This window comes from Sediminibacterium goheungense, assembly GCF_004361915.1.
GTDB classification, from domain to species: domain Bacteria; phylum Bacteroidota; class Bacteroidia; order Chitinophagales; family Chitinophagaceae; genus Sediminibacterium; species Sediminibacterium goheungense.
On sequence record NZ_SNWP01000010.1, the window covers coordinates 446,526 to 467,505 of the forward strand.

Below are 20,980 nucleotides of genomic sequence, written 5' to 3' on the forward strand. Positions count from 1 at the left end.
ACCGATCTACGAGGATTGCCGTAAAACATTTGTTAAATACTGTCAGTGGTAAACTGTCAATTAAACAGCTTTGTTTATTTGCTGTCTGAAAGGCATATTTTTTGATTTAAATTATTTAATACTTAAAAGACCATGCATATGAATCTTAAGAACATTTTAGCCGTGGTTGCCATCAGCGCCACCACTGCCATCCTCAGTGTCTGGGGCTTTAGCAAATACAATGATTACCAGCGTGCAGGCATTCAGGATACCGGAAAGCTACCGGTGAACTATGCCGGATTTTTCGATAAAAATAATAATATGGCCGCAGCAATTGATTTTACCCCTGCGGCTACCAGTGCTACACCTGCAGTAGTGCACATCAAAACAAAAACCAAAGCGCGTCAGGTTAGTAATACACAACGCCAGCGTAACAATCCTTTCGCCGATTTATTTGGCGACGATTTTGGCGACTTTTTTGGCGGCCCCCGGGTTATACCAGAGCAGCGTGCCAGTGGTAGCGGTGTATTGATTACAGACGATGGCTATATTATTACCAATAACCACGTGGTAGATGGTGCAGACGAAATCAATGTAACCCTTGCCAATAAGAAATCATACAAAGCGACTTTAATTGGCACCGACCCAAGCAGCGATATTGCTGTTATTAAAGTAGAAGGAAAAGCGCTTCCCTATCTGGTATATGGCAACAGTGATGAAGTAAAACTGGGTCAGTGGGTTTTGGCCATCGGTTATCCCTTAAATCTGGATGCTACCGTTACAGCAGGTATTGTGAGTGCCAAATCAAGATCAATCGGAATTAACAGCAGACAGAGCCAGAGTCCTGTTGAATCTTTTATTCAGACAGATGCTGCTGTGAACTCGGGTAATAGTGGTGGTGCTTTGATTAATACTTCGGGTGAGCTCATTGGCATTAACGCTGCCATCGCCTCTCCTACGGGCTCATATGCCGGTTATTCATATGCTATACCGGTGAATATTGTAAAGAAAATCGTTACTGATATTGTGAAATTTGGTACAGTGCAGCGTGCCTATATCGGTATCAATTATCCGAATGAAAACATGACTGACGATCAGAAACGTGAGCTTGAAAAAGAAATCGGATCACCTATTAAAGAAGGTGAAGGTGTTTATATTACAGGTGTACCTGATGGCGGTGCTGCAGCAGCAGCAGGTTTAAAGAAAGGTGATATTGTTACCAAAGTAAATGGCAATGTTGTAACCAATGGTCCTGAATTACAGGAACAGGTTGCACTTTATAAACCTGGTGATAAAATCAGCGTAAGTTACAAGCGTGCGGGAAAAGAAAATACCGTAAATATTACCTTAAAAAATAAAGTAGGTACCACCGAAGTTGTGAAAACCACTTCTGCACTCGAACAATTAGGTGGTGAACTTGAAAACATTGATAAGAGTCTGGCCGCAGCCAACGATATCAAAGGTGGTGTTCGTGTAAGAAAAGTAGGTACCGGTTTATTGGGCAAAAGCAGAATGCAGGACGGTTTTGTAATTACAGGTGTGAACGGACGTGAAGTAAAAAATGTTGAAGAACTGCAGGAAGTACTCGCGAGCTTAAAAGGTGGTGGTGTTGTAAGACTGGAAGGTATTTATCCTGGCTTTGAAGGAAGCTATACTTATCCCCTTAATTTATCAAGAGAATAAAAATCAATGATTGGATTGTAACAAAAAAGCGAATGAGTTTCATTCGCTTTTTTGTTATGACTCATTTTGTTTTACATAAATCAGATAATCGCCAGGTAACAACTCATAGCTTTCTTCGTCGGAAAACGCATAGATCAGATCAGAGAACAAATGACGGAATTTTCCCGGTAACCAGTTATGATTAACCTGTACGGTTACTTTTTCCTTATTGGAAAGGTTTAATAAAACCAGTACTACCTCCGCCTCAAATTTTCTGAAGTATGCCATTACGGGTAAAGCATCTGTTGGTAAAATAAAAGTTTCACCTCTGGTAATGGCAAAGTTGTTTTTGCGCAGTTGCAATAAGCGTTGGTAGAAACCATGGAGTTGTGGTTCAGCATTCCACTCAATCAGGTCTTTATCAAAGAATGCCAAACGTTTCAAATTCGGATTTTCCTGTCCGCTGTATATCAGGGGCACCCCTTGCCAGGTACAGGTAAATACGGCCCATGCTTTTGCACAGTTAGCATATTTTTCATACTCAGTTCCGTTCCAGCTGTTTTCATCATGATTAGCCGTAAAAAAAAGTTTACTGGCTCCAGCCGGGTATTGTGAGTAAGCGTGCAGCACTTCCCTGATTTCATGAAGGCCAGTTTCACCTTTTACAAATTTTTCTGTTGTGTGCATCCACCACCAGGCATAACTGGTATCAAATGCATGGTGATATTGTATTTCCTCACATTCTGCCAGCCAATACAAAGGCTTAATAGTATCACAAGCTGTTCTTGCATCCATCCAAAAGTCCAGCGGTACCAAATGTGCCATATCGCATCGAAAGCCATCAATATCAAATTCCTTTACCCAGTATTGCATGGAAGCAATCATTGCCTGCCGCATAGACGCCTGCGTAAAATCCAGATCAATCACATCTTTCCAGCCATTTCTTTCCGTAAAATTCCCATCCGCATCCTTTACATACCAATCAGGGTGTTCTTTTGTCCAGTGATGATCATAACCTGTATGATTGGCAACCCAGTCGATGATCAATTTCATACCCAATGCATGTGCCTCTTCAACCAACGCCTGAAAATCTGCTTTACTGCCAAACTCAGGATTGATCTCTGTATAACTGCTACAGGCATAATAACTGCCTAGTGAACCCTGTCTTTCCGCAATACTGATAGGTGTAACGGGCATTAACCAGAGTATATCAATCCCCATTTCCTGTAAACGTGGTAGATGCTTTGCGAAAGCTTGAAAACTACCCTCAGCCGTGTATTGCCTTATATTGACTTCATAAACGGAGGCCGACTGTGCCCAAGGTACTACTGTGAATGGCTTGCTCATATTACGATGATACTGATTTTTAGGGAAAATCAGGTATTTATACGTATTGAGAATGCTTTTATAAACCGATAGATTTACGCCTTACAAATAACCATGAAAAAGGCGAAACAAATCATTTCGGTAAAAGGAAAGCAGATTGAATTACTCAATACCGTACAATCCGATTATATCTCTCTTACCGATATTGCCCGATATAAAAACCCACAAGAACCCAAAGACATTATCAAAAACTGGCTAAGGTCCAAGTCTACGATTGAATTCCTTGGTATCTGGAAATAAATCCATAACCCACATTTCAAAGGGGTCGAATTCGACCCATTACAAAGAGAAGCAGGTAGTAACAGTTTTGTATTATCTCCTTTAAAATGGATTACTACGGTAAATGCAAAAGGACTCATCGTAAAAGCTGGTAATGCAGAGGGAACATATGCCCATAAGGATATTGCTTTTGAGTTTGCCGCAAGGATCAGTTGAAATCCATGCTACACAACCCTTCGCTTAAACAGTTGAAAAAGGGCACTTAATAATACCACAGCCAAAGCACCCACAACATTCAACCATAAAAACCCAAGTCCAATAATATTATATTTATCAAGCAGGAAAAAAGTGATTACCACCAATTCACCAATAATAGCCGCTGCAAAAACAGCATTGGCCTGTACCCTTTTCATATAAAAGGCTACCAGAAAAATACCAAGTATAACACCATAAAATAAAGAGCCTAATACATTCACCGCTTCGATGAGACTTCCCATACCTGAGGCAAACTCAGCTGTGATAACACAAAAAATACCCCATGCCAACGTGTAATATTTCGATTGTTTGTATTCTTTGGCACATTGTTCAGGATTGGTATGATCGGATTCTATTCCCTGTAATCTTTGGTGAAAATCGATCATGGTACAGGAGGCCAGCGAATTTAAAGCAGCAGCTATCGACCCCCAGGCTGCCAGAAAAATAATGGCAATCAAAAGTCCAACCAGTCCTTTCGGAAGAAAATCTACCACAAAGCGCAGAAATATGTAATTGGTATCATTGGTATCGGCACCCGGGGTTGCTTTTGAAAGTACCGATTTATAATCCTTTTGGATATCAGCCATTCTCTTTGCGCCGATAGCGATACTATCTTTATACAGTTCCTTTTTTTCAACAGCATATAACCTATTCCATTCCTTTTGCTGAATTTGATAGGTAGAAAATCGTTGCTGCAAAGATGCAAGCTCATCTTTGTACGATGTTTGCATGGCTTTTTCCTCTACTGCCTTATTAAAAAATACAGGCGACGGCGTAAACTGATAGAAAGTAAACAACAAAGCGCCCAGTAAAAGAATGAAAAACTGCATAGGTACTTTTACCAGTCCATTCATCAAAAGCCCCAGCCTGCTTTCGGTAGTATCTTTTGCAGTAAGGTACCTACCTACCTGCGACTGATCGGTTCCAAAATAAGAGAGTGCAAGAAAAAAGCCTCCAATTACACCACTGATTAAATTATACCTGTCTTTCCAATCAAATCCATTTTCAGTAATACCCGTTGTGATTACATTTAATTTTCCAGATGCTCCGCTAACTTTCAACGCTTCACTGAAGCCCACCCCTTCCGGGAGGTAATCTACTATCAGGTAACCAGCTACAAACATACCCCCGAAAATGATCAGCAACTGTAATTGCTGCGTGTACGCTACTGCTTTGGCGCCACCGGTTACTGTATAAATAATGAGCATTCCACCCATTACAATATTGGTCCAGAAAATATCCCACCCCATTAAAGAAGATAGTATAATAGAAGGCGCATAAATACTGATACCGGTAGAGAGTCCACGGGAAAGAAGAAACAGAAAAGAAGTAAATGTTCTGGTTTTCAGATCAAATCTCTTCTCAAGAAATTCATAGGCTGTAAATAACTTCAGTTTGTTAAACAGGGGAACAAAAGTGATACAAAGAATCACCATTGCGATTGGCAAACCGAAATAGTATTGCACGAAACGCATTCCATCTGTAAATGCCTGACCGGGTGCTGATAGAAAAGTAATCGCACTGGCCTGTGTACCCATAATACTCAGAAGTACCATGTACCATGGCATACTTCTGTTACTGAGAAAATAACCTTCGAGGTTTTTACTCGTCCGGCTTTTGTATAACCCATAAGTGATGATACCTGCAAGGGTAATCACCAGCACAATCCAGTCTATCGTACTCATGCATAATTTTTAGTGAGCCATTGAAAAAAAGCAATCAAGCCCAAGAGAAAAAGCAATACAAAGACGTACCAGCTTTTCCAGTTTTTGAATAAGGGTATTTTTTCTTTTGGTTCCATCATACATCATTACAGTTACCTGTTCCTGATTAAACTGCCGGCAAATAAACCTATGCCCAATCCAATCAACAATCCGATACGGACATTTTTTATTAGTAGCCCTACGCCTACTCCGATTACGATCAGTGTGAAAATACCGATTTGTCTTCTCTGTTTCATGGTATCAATGCTTAGGCATCGCAATCAGGTTTGCCAATATTTTAAAAGCACCCGCATTACCGGCAGGTAGCTGTCTGAACATAACGAGACTTACATAGGCAAAATTACCTTTTCCGTAAGTGGCTGTAATTAAGCTGCCGGTGCTTGGCTTTTCGCCGGTATCATTCATGGATAGCGGCGAAAGGTAACGGCCATCAACCTGTTCGGCCTGGTAGGTACTTCTCTCCTGCACCCAATTCATAAAATCTGTACTGTTTATCTTATTGGGGAAATTCAATACAGGATGATCCGGAATGGAGAACCTTACTTCCGCATCTTCCTCCGTTACACGTGTAGTTGATATCTGAAAAGGATAAGGGCCAATTTTCGGCGCAGCTACCCCACCCTGATTTCTGTTATACTGTACAATCAGGTTACCTCCTTTTTCTACATAACGCATCATCACATCATATTTACTGGTGAGCCACTCATTAAGGTTATACGCTCTTACACCTGTTACAATAGCATCATACTGTTGCAGATTATCATCTGTAATATCGGCATCGCCAAGCTCCTTTATTTCATAACCCATTTGTTTTAGTGCTTCCGGCATCATATCACCCGAACCCGGAATAAAACCAACTTTCTTTCCCCTTACTTTAATTTCATCCTTCAGCATCTTCACATGATCGCGAAAAGCATAGCTGATATTGGGTATATGATTGTATCGGATAGATTTAAAATAATCTGAAAAATTCAAAGTGCGTCCGTTAGAGGGGACAATATTAATGGTAGCTTCCATGTATTGTGCAGCTGCGGCAGGATTATAGACTTTTGAAATCGGAATGTCAACAATTTGCCGCTGCCCTTTTACAAAGTTTCGCTTTTCCCTGCTGAATACAGGCTTCACCGATTCCTGACGGATATTTAAAGAGGCTACTACATTCTGTTCTGTAAAATTAGAACGATATACAACGTGCAAAACAGAATCTGCTCTATTGATGCCTTTTTCATCCTTTACATTGGTAAGTATCACAGTAGATCCCATGTAAATTTCAACATGAGGAACAATAATAAATGGCTGATATAATTCACCCCGTTCCGCATCTACATATTTATACATCACAGGTCTTTGTATCTGGAAATGTGCGCCCTCCACTTCAATATCAAATATGACACTGAAAACCGGATCGCTCCATGCCTTACCGATATCCATCTGGTCATCTACCGTAAACATCCCATCAGTTGTTTTGGTTTTCCGAAGCCAGTAAGGTTGTGTGTATTCGGGGCCTTTATCTGAAACAAGGATACGTGTATATTGATAATTTTTATTTTTTTCCGTAGTCTGCATCACAACCGTATCCTGACCACCCACAAAACGCATGGATCGTATGGTTGCATTTACATCACTTCTTTTGTTTACAAAAAAATTAACCCGTACACTATCTCCCTTTAATGCTGTTTCCTGTTGCGTAAATGCTTCTACAAATAAACCCGAAGCATGCTCGATAATTTCCTGTACTTCCTTTAGTTTCTGTATACGCCATGGCCCGGGAGGCAGCTTGCTATACATGCGCCTGTACAATTGTACCAGTTTTGGTACAGATTTATCCGGTTGTTTAAAATCGTATTGATCAATAATTTCCTGAATTGCATGCTGGATATATGTAATATCGGCCTCGGAAGAAAGTTGTATAGGGGTCTCCTTTCCATCACTGCCCACGAGGGTCATTTCCTTTTTTTGCGTTAATCTGGACCAATTGGTGTTTACCCCTTCCATGATATCTGTTTTTGCAGAATCACCAGCCACATGGGCAAAGTATTCAAACACTTCTCCTCTTCTTCTCGGTCTGCCTTCTGCCTGACTTTTATGCATGCTTCTCGCCTCACCTCCCAATTCACCATAACTTTTACCCAGTAAGGGATTATAAGCGCCTACTTCCATTTTCAGCTGATTATCGCTGATCGTATTGGTTCTGCCAAAATTGAAGGTATTCCACACCAGACGTTTGGCTCGCCAGGGTTTGACGCCGTACTTAAACTGTTCGGTAAACTTGGTAGAGTCCGCTGCTGCTATATATGCCTCATTTGCAATAATGGCAGAAGCGGCATGATGACCATGTCCTGCTCTTGCATCTGGCGGAAACCGGGCTATAATAATATCGGGTTGCAAAGAACGGATCATCCAAACCACATCGGCCAATACCTGCACACGATCCCATACCCGCAAAGCTTCCTCGGAACTTTTACTGAATCCGAATTCATACGCTCTTGTAAAATATTGCTCGGAACCATCGATGCTTCTGGCAGCCATTAATTCATGGGTACGGATCATCCCCAGTTCAATCCCCTGCTCCGGTCCAATCAGGTTTTGTCCGCCATCACCTCTTGTCAGACTCAGATATGCAGTTCTGTATAATTTTTCTTTAGCCAGATAGGGCAGCAAGCCATTGTTTTCATCGTCGGGGTGTGCCGCAATGTATAGCACTGAACCAAGTACATTGAGTTTTTTTAATTGCTGATAGATGTCAGCAGAACTGGCTGTTACAGGTGCAATCTGTGCCGACAGCATATCAATGGAAAAACAGTTTACCAACAGAAGCAGTAAAGTCATTTTTTTCATACAGCGGAAATAGGTGCTAACGAAGATAAAGGCTGTACAATGATATGCCACACCATTCAAACAAAAATCGGTGAAGTATTATAGTTTTAAAAGCACCCCTCTCACCGCCTTATAATGGCTCCATGGAATAAAATGATTGGCACCGGGGAGCGTTAATGTGTCTAATACACGCGCATGGCTAAACGTTTTTACGGCAAAAGCCATATTGGCATAAGGTACCAACATATCCTTATCCCCATGAATCACATATACCCTTGCGCTTACCGATGATATCTTGTCAGCCAGCAATTTCAGGTCTTTTTTAAGGTACCATAATTCATCATTAGAGGGTCGCATGGCACCTGGCACCAGAAATTTGAGTGGATTATTCATCAATAAGGGGCGCCACTTTTCTGGTTGTTCCAATTGGGGATCAATGGATCCTGCGAGAATTACCAGTGCGTCAAAATAACCGGGGTTATCAACCGCCATCTGTACAATTAAAGGCCCCCCCAAAGAATGCCCAACCAGGTACACAGGCCTGCCATTATCTTCTTTCGTAAACAGGGCCTGAATAATCATGGATTGATCGGGCAGATTCATTGCATCTCTGAAATCACTGTATCCGAAACCCGGGCGGTCTACAGAAATCATCCTGTATTTTTTCAAGAGCACCGGGTCACGCATATAATCCTCAAACGCATTCCATGCGCCGGGTGAACCATGTACAAATACGATTGTCGGAAAACTATCATTTCCGGTTTTGGCATAATGAAGCCTTCGCTTATTTACCTGAATAGTATGCATGCCGAGTGTTACACCTGCCTTTTTAAATTTTTCAGTGGCAGTTTCATCACTGATGCGGAATTTCATACAGCTCTCCCCTGCAATTACCCATATCACCAACACCAGTAAGCATATACCCCCTGTTCTTTTCATAATCCGTATGATCCGTTTACCAGACATAGATATGTATAAAAAAAGTCGTCCCGATTTTATCGGGACGACTTTTCAATATTATTGTCCAACCAGAAAAACAGCGTTGGCAATTAAAAGTTTACCATTCTCCCAGAAATTCCTGAATAGTGGGTTCTCTGTGAGAAAAACAACAGATCCGGAACCCATACTCTGCACACCAAAGAGCATTCCGTCTTTGAGTTTATTTTTCACTTTGGTTCCCGCCACACCTGTTACATAATTGTCCTTTTTCAACACACCCACATTCCAACCTCCTTTCATAAATTCATATAAGGTACCATCCTGTTTCAACGTATAATAAAAATCAGGATAACCAAAACCCAGCGGATGCGTATTATCTAGGTCTACTTTAAAAATAGCACCTGGAATGGCATTGGGCAGATAGCTTTTATCTCTTTCCCCATATTTTTTTACATCCACATAATCTCCCTTTTCTTCGTCCTTATCTGACTTGTTTTTTAGCCCCCACTCGGTTGCCATTGCAGATACAGATCCTTCCAATGCAATAATCTTACCGCCACCTCTTACAAATTCTTTCAACCTGTCGGCACCAGATTTTTCGCCCAGTGTTCTGAAATAACCATCCGGAGCAATGATGACATTAAAATCTTTCAGGTTTATTCTACCCAGATCAGCTCCATTTATCAGGGTAATTGGATATTCCAGCATTCTTTCAAAATAATGCCATACTTCTCCTGCACCGAGTGAAGAAGCCTGATCACCCGTAAGTAAAGCTACTTTAGGAGCTTCACTGATATTTTTAATATCTGATGAACCGAAGTCAGCACCCTGATCCATAAATCCAGTTTCCACCACATCTGCCTGTACACCAAATTTCATACAGGCTACGTTGGTAAGTGCATTCCAGTTCACAGTACCATTTCCGGTTTTTAACACGATTAATGTACCCCTTTCGTAATTCTTATTCTTATACTTAAATGGTTTTTCTGCAAAACGAACTTTTATATTATTCTTAAGAAGTTCAGCAAGCAGTTTGGCACTGTTGAATGAAGTATAGGGAATCAACAATCCGTAAGATGAACTTACAGACTGAATAACCGGCTGCTTCCAGTCGTTACCGAGTTCCAGTTTCTCTTTTACAGCATACCCTTTTACACCATAGGCATATGGCAATGACCAGGTAGTGATATCATAAGTATTGGAATCGTTAACAATGGTTTTAGGTTCCAGCAATACTTTCGCCATTACAGCCTTGGCCTGATAAGCACTTACGGCAATATTAAATCCTTCATCGGCAAAAGTTTCTTCCTTACCAGTGAAGTAATTGTAACCTTTAAAATTTTTATTACTTACTGTTCCCCATTCAATCCCATTTTTTTCCAGCAAACTAATTACAGCATTCAATTTATGCTGATCGGAAGCTGTAAGAACATAAGTTTTATATTCTCCTATTTTACCGGAACGACCATCATCAAAATACTTCTTGAACTCTGACATCAGCTTTTGCTGATTTTTACTCGAAGTTTCTACGGTAGATAATCCGGTAGTGAAATGATGGGTAGCGCGATCAACCAATGTAAGCGTATCACCATCAGCCGTAACCACTCCTAAACCACCCCTGCTATGGCCACCCTGTTCATAAGTCATACCGATCGCCCCATTGTAAATAGGATAGCTGTCTCCATACGCAGGATATAAAAGATCGAAACTTTCTTTGGTAAAGAAAAGCCATCCATTTTTATCAAAATAAGAGGCATTATTTCTACCGATCAGTTCCTGAAAGTCGCGCTGCCATGCTGTGATCACTTCGTGATAAGGTTGTGCAGCCGGCGCAAAATAATAAGGAGAATTGTATCCTTGTTCATGAAAATCAACATGTACTTGCGGCAGCCATGCATTGTATTTTTTCAGACGTTGCTGGGTTTCCACCTGTGTTTGCCAGGCCCAGTCACGGTTAAGATCAAAATTATAATGATTGCTTCTGCCTCCTGGCCATGGCTCTGAATGCTCCCTCGCCATAGGATGCGCATTCAGCTTATCTCCCACCATTGAGTTAAACCAGTTTACATAACGGTCGCGACCATCGGGATTGATACAGGGATCAATTACCACAATGGTATTTTTCAACCATTCTTTTGTTTTGGCATTGGCCGGATCTGTTAATGCGTGAATCATCAATAAAGCTGCTTCGGAAGAAGACGGCTCATTACCATGAACGTTATAACTAAGCCATACGATAGCCGGCGCATTTTCCAGTACCGGGGATGCCTTATCACGGCTTAATCCAGCCAGTCTCATATTATTTAAACGGATAGCTTCCAGCCTTTGCATATTTTCAGGCGTACCCACAAAAGCCAGCATCAGTTCGCGACCCTCATTGGTAAGTCCGTACTGTTCCAGTTTAACCATATCGGGTCTGGCTTTTGCTACGGCATTAAAATATTCTACAATCTTGTGGTGACGTGTATAACGTGTTCCCACTTTATAACCCAGGTAAGTTTCCGGGCTCGGCACATTTTGTGCGAATGATGCTGATACCAGCAACAGAACAGATAAAAAAGAAAGGAAAGATTTCATATCATAATAAATGAGTCGTGAAAGTAGGGAAGAATACAGGTATCTGAAAAGAATCTTATGATTTTTTATACAGACATGGCAGATGGGGACCTGTTCTCTCTAAAAAGTATTAATTTTCTACCATGAAAAAATGCCTGTTCGTACCCATCATTCTGCTATTATCCCTTTCTCTCACAGCCCAACAGATTCCTTCGGTTGTGGGTAAAGGCAAAGCGATTGATCCTTATAAATATACAACGGTAAAAAAGGCCAGTTATCAGAAAGCTGCCGTTTCCAGTGCACATCCATTGGCCAGTGAGGTAGGTGCCCTTATTATGAAACAGGGAGGCAATGCATTTGATGCTGCCATTGCCACACAACTGGCACTTGCAGTAGTGTATCCTGCAGCTGGTAATCTTGGCGGCGGCGGATTTTTACTTGCCAGAAAAAAAGATGGGGAACTGATAGGTCTTGACTACAGAGAAGCAGCTCCGGCTAATGCTTCCAGAGATATGTACCTCGATGAACAAGGCAATGCCAGAATTTCACTCTCGCAAAACGGTCACCTGGCATCGGGTATTCCCGGAACCGTTGCAGGTTTATTTGCTACCCTGCCTTATGCAAAATTATCTTTTGCCAGGCTTGTGCAGCCGGCGATTGATCTGGCAGAAAAAGGTTTTATCATTACTGAAAGAGAAGCCATTTCATTGAATAGTACCCGTGAATCATTTATCCGTTACAATACAAAACCAACTGCCTTTGTAAAAAATGAGAAATGGAAAGCAGGTGATACCCTGATACAAAAAGAACTGGCAGGCACTTTAAAACGCATGCAGAAAGAAGGGGCACAGGGTTTCTACGGTGGAGAGACAGCCAAATTAATCATTGAAGAAATGCAACGGGGCAAGGGCATCATCAGTCTGGAAGACCTGAAAAATTATACTGCGAAACTCAGAGAACCGATTCGATTTACCTATCGCGGACATCAGATCATCAGTTTTTCACCCCCAAGTAGTGGAGGCATTCTGATTGCTCAAATGATGAAAATGATAGAAAAATTCCCAGTAAACAGCTATGGCTTTCAAACAGCAAAAAGTGTTCAGTTAATGATTGAAGCCGAAAGAAGGGCTTATGCCGATCGGGCAGAACACCTTGGAGATCCTGACTTTTGGCAAGTGCCGGTAGACAGCCTGATCAGTGAATCCTATCTTTCAAGAAGAATGCTGGATTATCAGCCAGATAAAGCGGGTATCAGTTCGCAAATAAAAGCAGGAACGATTGCCCAGAGCGAGGAAACCACGCATCTGAGTATCATTGACGCACAAGGCAACCTTGTATCTGTAACCACTACCTTAAATGGCGGCTATGGCAGCAGAACAGTAGTAGGCGGTGCCGGTTTCTTATTAAATAATGAAATGGATGATTTCAGTGTAAAACCCGGTGTACCGAATATGTATGGCGCTCTTGGTGGAGAGGCAAATGCGATTGTTCCGGGAAAAAGAATGTTAAGTTCCATGACCCCTACTCTGGTTATACAAAATGGTAAACCTTACCTTACCATTGGCACACCCGGAGGAACCACTATACCCACTTCTGTATTTCAGGCACTGGTAAACCTTATTGATTTCAAAATGGACCTCGATAATGCGATCAATAAACCTAAATTCCATCACCAGTGGATGCCAGATGAAGTTACCATCGAAAAAGATTTTCTGCCCGAAACCAAAAAACAACTGGAAGCCATGGGCTATAAAATGAAAGAAAGATCACCGATTGGCAGAACGGAAGGTATCCGTATACTTACCAATGGTAAAAGAGAAGCCGTTGCCGACAAAAGGGGCGATGATTCTGTAGCAGGTTTTTAATGATAAAAGACAATACTTTATGAGTTTCGAATCCGGATTTTTAAAAGACAGTATCAAAAGATTTAAATACTACAAAGAACTAGGTGATAACACTTTTGCCCAACTGGAAGACCAAGATTTCTTTTATCAGCCTAATGAAGAAAGTAATACTATCGCTGTTATTATCCAGCATATGTATGGTAATATGCTGAGCAGATGGACCAACTTTCTCTCAGAAGACGGAGAAAAAGAATGGAGAAAAAGAGATGCAGAATTTGAAAATACGAGTATGAGCCGTGAAGATCTTATCTCCTTCTGGAATGCAGGATGGGACTGTCTTTTAAAAACACTGGAAAGTCTACAACCCGACGATTTAACCAAAACAGTAACCATTCGAACCGAGCCGCTTTCGGTGTATGATGCGATACTCAGACAGCTTGCCCATTACCCTTATCATGTAGGTCAGATTGTTTATATAGGCAGGATGATCCGCCATAATGCTTGGCAATCCTTAAGCATTCCCAAGGGTGGCAGCAAGTCTTACCTTGAGTCGGTGAAACAGGCACAACAAAATACTCCAAAATAAACCCATGCAGGCTAACGTCCGTATTATTGACACAGAAATCCTTTCCGACAACTGGTATATCCTTAAAAAGATTCATTACGAAGTGCTTGAGAAAAACGGCACCTGGAAGCGTCAGCAGCGTGAAGCCTATGATCGTGGTAATGGGGCTACTATTCTTTTGTACAATAAAGAGCAAAGCACAGTAATCTTAACACGTCAGTTCCGGTTGCCAAGTTTTCTCAATGGCAACGAATCGGGTATGCTCATTGAAACCTGTGCTGGCTTACTGGATCAGGACAATCCTGAAGACTGCATTAAAAGAGAAACAGAAGAAGAAACAGGTTATAAAATAACCAACGTAAAAAAAGTATTTGAAGCGTATATGTCGCCCGGTTCTGTTACTGAAATACTCTATTTTTTTGTGGCTTCCTACGATCAGAACATGAAAGTATCCGAGGGAGGTGGGATTGCAGCAGAACAGGAAAATATTGAAGTACTGGAACTTCCCTTCGCAAAGGCCCTGGAAATGATAGGTACCGGTGAAATAAAAGACGGTAAAACCATTATGTTATTACAATATGCTGCTCTCAACGGACTGATTTCATAATTTAAAAGATTTTATCGTGGTTTTAACGTCTTTGGTACCGAATTTGCACTCAGGTAGGTATTCTGTAAATTTGCTTTAAAACCCATTCTTTTCTGAAGAGAGCCCTGAAAATATTAAGGCATACCCTATTAGTGATTCTTGCGCTGATCTTATTGATCTTTATTGCTATTCAGACCGATTATGTACAAAACGAACTGGTGGGTTATGCCACTTCCCGTCTTTCCAAATCACTGGGTACAGAAGTCCGGATCAATCATGTAAGTATCGGTATATTCAATCGCCTGAACATGGAAGGGTTACTGGTTCGGGACCGTTCACGCGATACACTCCTGTATGCCGGCAATCTTAAAGTTCGTATTACCGACTGGTTTTTCCTGAAGGATAAAGCAGTATTACGATTTATAGGTCTGGAAAATGCCGTCATCAAGGTCAATAGAAAAAACAGTATCTGGAACTATCAGTATATAGTTGATCATTTCTCCTCTCCCTCTACAGGAAAGAAAAAAAGCGGAGGCATTGACCTTGATCTTAAAAAATTAGACTTAAAGAATATAAGATTTGTCAAGAACGACCTATGGGCAGGTGAACGCATGACGATGGAAATGTTGAGTCTGGTATTAAATGCACGGTCGATAGACCTTTCCAAAGGAATTTTTCTTTTAGATGATATCAAATTAGACAAACCTCTGTTCTCCATCCAGGATTTAAAGGGACTAAGACCCGACTCCTTAAGAATAAAAGCTCCAGCCCATGTAAAAGATACAGGACTGCAATTTAATGCGGGCAATATGGTTATGAAAGCCAGATCCCTTCAGATTACGGATGGTCGTTTATTTATAGATGGAAATGAAGAAAAACCTCTTTCCCATTTTGATGGATCCCATATTCAATTAAGCAAGCTAAACGGGACGCTCAACAATATTGCTTTTATTAAAGATACCCTGCGTGCCGATATTGATCTGTCTGTTAAAGACAGAAGTGGATTTCAGCTGCAAAAATTAAAAACAAAATTCAGATTCACCCCTCAGATAATGGAACTGGCGGCACTCGACCTGCGCACCAATAAAAGCCGGATCGGGAATTATTATGCCATGAAGTTTACCGACTTTAATAAAGATTTCGGCGACTATATTGACAAGGTAATCATGAACGCCCGGTTTAAGGAAGCCAAGATAAACAGTGACGATATTGCTTTTTTTGCACCTGAACTCAAATCCTTAAAAAGGAATATTGATATTTCTGGCAACTATACAGGCACCGTTGCCAATTTCACCATTGACCGGCTCTTTGCAAGAATCGGAAACAAAACAAATATATCCGGTAATCTTTCTATGAAAGGATTGCCATTCATGAACAGTACCCAGATTGATTTCAATAATGGTGTGGTTGCTACCAACTATAACGATCTGCTAAGTTTTATACCGGCATTGAAAGAAATCAAAGAACCCAATCTTGCGGAATTTGGGAACATCATTTATAGGGGGAATTTTAAAGGAACTATTAGAAATTTCATTACAACGGGTGTTTTCAGTACTGAGTTAGGGGGGCTTACAACCAACCTTAGTCTCAAACTTCCCACAAAGGGAGAACCTTCTTATATTGGCAAACTTGAAACGGCCCGTTTTAATATTGGCCGCTTTTTAAAAACACCTTCTCTCGGACTTGTAAATTTTAAAGGAGAGATCGAAGGAAGTAGTTTTGCTGTAGACAAAATAAAAACGACGCTTAAAGGAAATATTGACTCGCTCGAGTTTAATAATTACACCTATTCTTCCATTGTTACGAATGGAACCTTCCAGAAGAGAGCTTTTAAGGGTGAATTAGATATCGATGATCCCAATCTCAATTTTACCACATCGGTAGAAATTGACTTGTCGAAAGAAGTACCGAGCTTCAATATAGTGGGAGACCTTGTTCAGTCGAATCTGAAGGCGCTGAACTTTATTAAAGACCATTTAGAAGTAACAGGATTATTGGATGCCAACTTTACGGGTACCAATATTGATAACTTCGCAGGTACCGCTAAATTCCTGAATGCTGCGGTGAAAGATGAAACCACAAAAATCAGCTTCGACTCTTTAAATATCACTTCCGCACAAACAGACAGTGTAAAAATTTTACGTGTTGCCAGTAATGAATTCAGTGCAGAATTAAAAGGGCAGTTCAGTATCCTTGAACTTCCTGCGAGCATTCAATCATTCCTGCATCACTATTATCCGGTATATGTTTCAGAACCGAAAAGCCTTCCGCAGAACCAGCATTTCGATGTTCGGATCAATACAAATTATATCGAACCCTACTTACAGATTGCCAGTAAAAGCTTTACCGGTTTCAATGACGCATCTATTTATGGCAGTATTGATACCAGAAAAAATGATCTGAAAATTACTGCCAATATTCCTTTTGGCAAGATTGACAAGTATGCATTTAATGGTGTGCAATTAAAAGGCGCAGGTAATATGGATACCCTTTCATTAACCGGCGATATCACCACCATTACTATTGGCGACAGCCTTAGCTTCCCGGGAACCAACCTTTCTGTTACCGCAAAAGATGATCATTCTGTGGTTTCTATAAAAACCAGTGCTGATAATACTTTAAATGATGCCAATCTGAATGCCGATGTTTATACACTTGCAGATGGTGTAAGGATTCAATTCAGGCCCTCTTCCTTTTTGCTCAATACTAAAAAATGGAACCTTGAAAAAGAGGGAGAACTGATTATTCGTAAAAATTTTATACTAGCCAATAATGTAAAATTCACACAGGGCTTTCAGGAAATCGTGGTTGAGACAGAAGAAGAAGATGGCGGCAATACCAATAACCTGATAGTCAAATTAAAGAACGTGGTACTCGGCGATATCGTCTCGAATTTTGTAAAGAGTCCGAGAATGGAGGGTATTACCAGTGGTGAAATTGTAATGCGTGATTTTTTTGGACAGTTTAATGCCGATGCAAGATTAACAGCAGAACAATTCAGACTGGATGATGATTCTGTGGGTGTAGTAAATATTAAAACAGGATATAGTGCCAGAACAGGGCTGATTCCATTTGAAGTAAGCTCCCCCAATCAGGGTTTTAATTTTTCTGCAAAAGGATCTTATAACTTAAAAGACTCGGTAGGTAATCCTTTGAATACAGATATTAATCTGACCGATGCTAAAATTGGCATACTGAATCAGTTCCTTACAGGTATATTTTCCGAATTATCAGGTCAGGCAAAGGGTAATTTATCCATCAGTGGCGATCCTTCAAACCTTGTATTATCCGGCAGGGTAAAATTATTAAACGGAGGTTTGAAAGTAGATTACACGCAGGTGTATTATACAATTGATTCTGCAGATATCCGCTTTGAAGAAGACGGTATTGATTTCGGAAAATTTACCATTAAAGACAAATTCAAAAACACAGGCTCTGTTAAGGGGAAACTTTATGAGAAAGGTTTTAAAAACATGGCTTTCGATTTTGAATTGAATACAGATAAATTATTACTGATTGATACCAAACTCAAAGACAATCAGCAATTTTATGGAAATGCGATTGGTAGTGCAGCACTGACTTTAAAAGGTCCGGAGTCGAGTGCCAAAATGACCTTAACGGCAGAATCAACAGATAGTTCTCATATTTATATTCCCAATTCTATTAGCCGGGAAAGCGGCAGTGCAGATTTTATTGTATTCAAAGAGTATGGTACTGAAATGGTAAATGAAAAACCAAAAAGCGGTTTTAACCTTTCAGTGGATCTGACGATCACCGCCAATAATAAAGCACAAATTGATGTAATACTGGATGACCTGACAGGTGATGTAATTAAAGCTACCGGTAATGGCAGACTGAGAATTAAAGCAGGAACTTCAGATCCTTTAACCATTACCGGTAAATACAATATAGAAAGGGGAAATTATGACTTTAGTTTTCAGTCAATCATAACTAAGCCCTTTACGCTGTTGCCTGATGCGGGTAATTTCATAGAATGGACAGGCGATCCTTTTAAAGCTGATATTCATATTGATGCACAGTATACCGCTGAACGGATTGCTTTGTATGATCTGGTTTCCAATGTTAACTTAAGTGGTGCCGCTAAAGGGTACCGTGGTGAAGTGTATGTGATTGCAGAATTGCGCGATAAACTGAATGCACCTAAAATACGTTTCAGATTAGACTTCCCTCAGGGCAGTCCAGTTAAAAGCGATAATGAATTATCCCAGTATATAAAACGGCTTGAGCAGGACGAAAATGAAATATTGAAGCAGGTTTCTTTCCTGATTGTGTTTAGCACTTTTGCTCCTCCCAGTGTAAGTAATGGTGGTGGTAATGCGGCTGGCAATTCATTAACTACCATTGGTGCCAACACGCTTTCACAATTGTTGACCAAAGAGATCAATAAAATGTTCTCCAACTTCCTTTATAAACTTACCGGTGATAAAAGTTTACGTTTCGATGTGGGAACCTCCTGGTACAGCAACAACGAAATTACCACTGGAGGAATCGGTGGCGCCATTAATTCCAATTCGATAGACAGATCAAGGGTAAATTTTAAACTGGGTAAAAGTTTCTTCCAGGACAAAATGATTGTAACATTCGGAGGCGATCTTGATTTCAATGTAGGTAGCTCAGCTGCTATCAAGAATAGCAACTTACAATGGTTGCCCGACCTGCAAATTGATTTTATTCTTTCAAACGACCGAAAGCTCAGGGCCATCCTCTTTAACAGAAATAGTCTCGATATATCTTCAGGTGGCGTTGGGAGGAGAAATCGTTTTGGTGCGAGTATTTCTTACAGGAAAGATTTTGATAACTTGTTTGCCACCAAGCCTGACGATATTCAGTTCAAAACCCCTACAGACAGCACTTCAGGAAAAAAACAATAATCAAGGTAATATCTGCGGCAAAGATTGCTTTGCATTTTTCAGCCGATATACATAAAAATAACGAACTTCTTTGCCTGAGCGCATCTGATGGATGATAACAGGCTCTTCCATTTGTGTAAAGTATTTTCCAAGATTAGCCTTCACGTCGTATGGCAGGTTCGAGGGGAGAATATAATAGGCATCCATGCCCATCTGTAAACTGCCTCTTTCCTTATTGAGCCAGGCAAACTTGTGAAGGTCCTGCAGTTCCCCTACCCCAATCAATGCTATCCCCGATTTTCTGGCTGTATAAAATTCAAGATGCCCACCGGGAAACCATTTGTGTGTAAGCAGTACCGTATTCTTATTCATCCTGCCTGATGCAATATCGGCCTTATACAATTCATCGAACTGCGTACTCATGTTACGCCAACCCGATAGATCAAGTGTTGGACAATATTCGCCGTAATTCTCTTTTTGCTGGCTACCAAAGTTTACCGGAGAGTACCGAACAAGAATAATACCCGCTGTGAGTACGACTACTATCAACACAAAAGAAGCCTGCATCCATACAGGATAATTTCTGTTGGTTTGTTTCTGCAGATAGAGTGCAGCAATGAAGTATAAAGGAATATAAGCGGGACCTGCCCAATGCGGTAAGGTTGGATTAAATAAAGCAATGCCCCAGAATAACAGAATCATGGGAAGACTCATCCACAATAACCATGTTCTGATACGCTTTCTGCCAAAGCGTATACGATTGGTAGTTATACTAAAAAGAGCCAGCAGCGTAAGCACAAATAAAAATGGATGTTGATACAAAGCTTCTCCGGCTATTTCTCTTCCCAGCATATCCCATTGCAGATTTGTATGGGTTACTCTTGCTGAGTGAAATTTATAGGTGATAAAATCATTGGCGATGTTCCAGTAAATAATGGGGCTGATACAAATCAATGTTACCAGTACAGCCATATACAAGCGCCAGTTGGTGAGCCATTGAATCCTTGTAAATAAAAGGAAAGCGCCAAAGCCTGCCCATAAATACAATCCATGTACTTTACTCAATGCTGCCAGGCCAATGGTCAGGCCCAATAATAACCAGATACTCAGGTTCTCTTCTTCCCTTTTTAATAAAAGATATGCCATCAGGTATAAGGAAGCTACCCAGAATAACATTTGTGGCGAATCGGGGAGTATAAACAATCCTGCAATAAATCCTGTATAAACCGAAAGTGTATACATCAATGCAGCCAGCCAACCCACTCTTTCACTATCGAGTAATTTCCCTAACTTAAAAATGATCCATGTAGATAAACCTGAACAGATAATTGCGCCGGCTCTTACCGTTACTTCATTCGACCACCATAGATTTAATGTAGTCAGTCGTATCAGCCATCCTACCATGGGTGGGTGATCGAAATGATTCCAGTCAGGCTGTATAGCATAGGTCCAATAATATACTTCATCATTACCCAGTTCCAGTAATCCTGCAACCAGTAATTTAATGATGGCACTGATAATGATCAGCCAAAAAACTTTTCTGCTATATTGTTGATACATGATGTTGCTGAAAATGC

13 protein-coding genes are annotated in these 20,980 nt (G+C 40.7%); 6 read left to right on the forward strand and 7 right to left on the reverse strand.

Annotated elements, in window-relative coordinates:
• Positions 1-138 precede the first annotated feature (138 nt).
• The gene (locus BC659_RS01995) at positions 139-1,662 is read left to right on the forward strand and encodes a trypsin-like peptidase domain-containing protein (RefSeq protein WP_211340685.1); all 1,524 of its coding nucleotides are present in this window, start codon (positions 139-141) and stop codon (positions 1,660-1,662) included.
• A 54-nt stretch (positions 1,663-1,716) separates the two neighbouring features.
• On the opposite strand, the gene BC659_RS02000 is transcribed toward BC659_RS01995, so the two are convergent.
• On the reverse strand, positions 1,717-2,988 hold the full coding sequence (locus BC659_RS02000) for an alpha-amylase family glycosyl hydrolase (RefSeq protein WP_133472909.1): 1,272 nt from the start codon (positions 2,986-2,988) through the stop codon (positions 1,717-1,719).
• Between the two features lie 93 nt (positions 2,989-3,081).
• On the opposite strand from BC659_RS02000, the gene BC659_RS17105 reads away from it, so the two are divergent.
• Positions 3,082-3,267 carry a KilA-N domain-containing protein gene (locus tag BC659_RS17105; protein WP_211340686.1) on the forward strand — a complete coding sequence of 62 codons (186 nt, stop codon included), beginning with the start codon at positions 3,082-3,084 and terminating at the stop codon, positions 3,265-3,267.
• Positions 3,268-3,470: 203 nt separating this feature from the next.
• On the opposite strand, the gene BC659_RS02010 is transcribed toward BC659_RS17105, so the two are convergent.
• The 5 genes from BC659_RS02010 to BC659_RS02025 all read right to left on the reverse strand — a co-directional run bounded on the left by BC659_RS02010 (position 3,471) and on the right by BC659_RS02025 (position 11,558).
• Entirely contained in the window at positions 3,471-5,186 is a 1,716-nt protein-coding gene (locus BC659_RS02010) for a sodium:solute symporter family protein (protein ID WP_133472910.1), read from the reverse strand.
• Between the two features lie 131 nt (positions 5,187-5,317).
• Positions 5,318-5,461 carry a hypothetical protein gene (locus BC659_RS16780; RefSeq protein ID WP_162847325.1) on the reverse strand — a complete coding sequence of 48 codons (144 nt, stop codon included), beginning with the start codon at positions 5,459-5,461 and terminating at the stop codon, positions 5,318-5,320.
• Between the two features lie 4 nt (positions 5,462-5,465).
• Complete coding sequence (locus BC659_RS02015) at positions 5,466-8,063, reverse strand: PIG-L family deacetylase (RefSeq protein WP_133472911.1); 2,598 nt, start codon at positions 8,061-8,063, stop codon at positions 5,466-5,468.
• A gap of 78 nt (positions 8,064-8,141) precedes the next feature.
• A complete protein-coding gene (locus tag BC659_RS02020) occupies positions 8,142-8,981 on the reverse strand; it encodes an alpha/beta fold hydrolase (RefSeq protein ID WP_162847326.1) in 840 nt (279 codons plus the stop codon).
• Positions 8,982-9,059: 78 nt separating this feature from the next.
• On the reverse strand, positions 9,060-11,558 hold the full coding sequence (locus BC659_RS02025; protein WP_133472913.1) for a M14 family metallopeptidase: 2,499 nt from the start codon (positions 11,556-11,558) through the stop codon (positions 9,060-9,062).
• 122 nt (positions 11,559-11,680) lie between these two features.
• Here BC659_RS02025 and ggt point away from each other — a divergent pair, with 122 nt between their 5' ends.
• The 4 genes from ggt (at position 11,681) to BC659_RS02045 (ending at position 19,424) form a co-directional block, all read left to right on the forward strand.
• Positions 11,681-13,402 carry a gamma-glutamyltransferase gene (gene ggt / locus BC659_RS02030; protein WP_133472914.1) on the forward strand — a complete coding sequence of 574 codons (1,722 nt, stop codon included), beginning with the start codon at positions 11,681-11,683 and terminating at the stop codon, positions 13,400-13,402.
• Between the two features lie 19 nt (positions 13,403-13,421).
• Positions 13,422-13,967: a DUF1572 family protein gene (locus BC659_RS02035; protein WP_133472915.1), complete on the forward strand. Its 546-nt coding sequence runs from the start codon at positions 13,422-13,424 to the stop codon at positions 13,965-13,967.
• Positions 13,968-13,971: 4 nt separating this feature from the next.
• On the forward strand, positions 13,972-14,553 hold the full coding sequence (gene nudK, locus BC659_RS02040; protein WP_133472916.1) for a GDP-mannose pyrophosphatase NudK: 582 nt from the start codon (positions 13,972-13,974) through the stop codon (positions 14,551-14,553).
• Positions 14,554-14,684: 131 nt separating this feature from the next.
• A complete protein-coding gene (locus BC659_RS02045; RefSeq protein WP_133472917.1) occupies positions 14,685-19,424 on the forward strand; it encodes a translocation/assembly module TamB domain-containing protein in 4,740 nt (1,579 codons plus the stop codon).
• Here the strand turns inward: BC659_RS02045 and BC659_RS02050 are convergent, their stop codons facing one another.
• Positions 19,425-20,963 carry an ArnT family glycosyltransferase gene (locus BC659_RS02050; protein ID WP_133472918.1) on the reverse strand — a complete coding sequence of 513 codons (1,539 nt, stop codon included), beginning with the start codon at positions 20,961-20,963 and terminating at the stop codon, positions 19,425-19,427.
• Between the last annotated feature and the right edge of the window lie 17 nt (positions 20,964-20,980).